The organism is Methylobacterium sp. 285MFTsu5.1 (genome assembly GCF_000383455.1).
GTDB lineage: Bacteria > Pseudomonadota > Alphaproteobacteria > Rhizobiales > Beijerinckiaceae > Methylobacterium.
This window is the reverse complement of sequence record NZ_KB911347.1, coordinates 1-1,901: the sequence shown is the minus strand read 5'-3', so window position 1 is coordinate 1,901 and position 1,901 is coordinate 1. Positions and strand designations below refer to the sequence as shown.

The window sequence follows — 1,901 nt, the reverse complement described above, 5'->3', positions numbered from 1 at the left end:
TGCTCGGCCATAGACACAAAACGATCCCATCCAGGGGCCGTCAGCATCATCCTCTACGCCGGCCAGCGAAAGGTGGGCTCTAAACATCGCATACCTTGAAGAAGCGGTACAGGCTGCTGACCCCAACCCGCAGACCCAGTTCGGCCAGACGGTCGCACAACTCATGCAGGAACAGCTCGGGCTGCGCTTCGTAGGTCTGCCGGATCAGGTCGGCCTGTGCCTCGATGGTGTGCGAGCGTTGATCGCCGCCCATCGGCTTGGCCTGTGTCCGACCCTCCTGAACGAAGGTCCCGTGCCAGCGCACGGCGCTGGCCGTGCTGACCTCGAAGCGCCGCGTTGCCTCCCGGCGCGAAGCCCCCGCCTCGATCGCGGCCACGACACGCTCGCGCAGATCAACGGACAGGGCAGACGCCATCAGCTCTCCTCCTCGGAAAGCCGCGCATCGAATCACATCACCGCCGCGGCCGAAACCCTAAACGATTCAATTCGATCGGTGACCGCTCTAGATGTTTGACCCGGGCGGTTGATGGTGCAATTTCCTCACGCGAGTGGAGGAACGCCGTATGGGCCAGGTTCGGCACGGGAGCGCCACGACGGCAGCGGCAGTCCGTCAAGCGATACAGCATAGTCAAGCGAGCTTTAGGGCGCGGGCGGCGACACTCGGCTATCTCACGCTCGAGCAGGCCGAACGGATTACGAGCTGAAACTCCCCGTTTCCGCGAAATCAGGAGAGGATCAGTATCACCTACCTGCGCTACGAAGTACCATTTGCTCGCCCAATTGAAGTACCTCACTTCGAGACGATGACGGCCCACTGCTGGGAACGTCCTCAATCGCCTTTGCTATTATCGATGAAAATCTTTTCGCATCGAGCGATCTGCGCCCAATACTGGTCAAGACAGAACAAAGAACAATCCGAAATCCCAGAGCCCGCGACCGCTCCGCTTCGACCTGATTGGACAAATCTTCAATCATCGATAGATGATGGTCGGTTTCATGCCGCGTTTCCACTTCAACATTGAGATCACCTGCCTCCACTTTGGCCGGCAAATCATCCGTTGGATAGCAAATATTAACGCTGAAATTTTTAAGATGTTCAATAAAATAATGGTAATTCAAGCCGCATTTATATTTCTTCCAATCTGGATCCCCAGTCATTTGTATTGTACAGCCATTGCCATCTCCGAATGGGATGATGATCTTAATTTGATCGACATTCAATAATGAAACTGCCCCTTCAGGCGATGTTATCTGAACAAGTCTCATTCGGTGCATCCCAAGCGGTAGATCTTTCGCAACGTGTGTAGCCGAAGGCGTGGTCGACCATCCAGTCCCCACACGCGACTGTGGCTGCCGGCCCTCGGCGCTGATGGTCATGTCCATAATGGTGGTGAAATTTGACGGTAGCGAGGAAGCCCGCGCGCTCGCCTTCCACAGGGCTGTGGCGGCCGAGGTTCCTCGCGGGGCAGTCATCGGCGGTTGCCGGGCAGGGTCGGGTTGCGAGCGCCAACTCCGAACCCGAGAGACCTCCGTTGACCGAGGAGACGATGGCCCTGTGCGAGCTCATGGAGAAGAGCGCCGACACAGATCTCCCGCGCGAGATAATCGGCGTTGCGGCCGAACACCTGATGGGGCTGGATGTGGGCGGCCTGACTGGGGTGACTCGCAGTGAGAAGGGCGTAGAGCGGTTGGTCAAGCGCAGTGGCTACTGTGACCGAGACCGGAAGACCCGGGCCGGCATGGTCGAATTGCGCATTCTCAAGCCGCGCTAGCGCGTGCGTCGTCCGCTTCCGAACCTCGATCACCGTCGGCGGACGCGTGGCTTCCTTCGCAGCCTGCGCTGCCTCGACCTCCTGATCGATGAGCGCACGACCGACGGCGCGGATCACGCCATGATGATG

1 protein-coding gene and 2 pseudogenes are annotated in these 1,901 nt (G+C 58.7%); 1 reads left to right on the top strand and 2 read right to left on the bottom strand.

All coding sequences use genetic code 11. The features are described 5' to 3' along the window. Positions 1 to 94 precede the first annotated feature (94 nt). Positions 95 to 415: pseudogene (locus H288_RS0131855) on the bottom strand (IS630 transposase-related protein); the annotation flags it as partial. A gap of 326 nt (positions 416 to 741) precedes the next feature. Beyond that, the gene (locus tag H288_RS35490; protein WP_158684288.1) at positions 742 to 1,266 is read right to left on the bottom strand and encodes a hypothetical protein; all 525 of its coding nucleotides are present in this window, start codon (positions 1,264 to 1,266) and stop codon (positions 742 to 744) included. 266 nt (positions 1,267 to 1,532) lie between these two features. Here H288_RS35490 and H288_RS0131850 point away from each other — a divergent pair. After that, a pseudogene (locus H288_RS0131850) lies at positions 1,533 to 1,757 on the top strand (transposase); the annotation flags it as partial. Positions 1,758 to 1,901: the final 144 nt, after the last annotated feature.

Coding starts and splice junctions, on each gene's coding strand:
- H288_RS35490 (WP_158684288.1), bottom strand. CDS start 1,266: ATGAGACTTGTTCAGATAACATCGCCTGAAGGGGCAGTTTCATTATTG.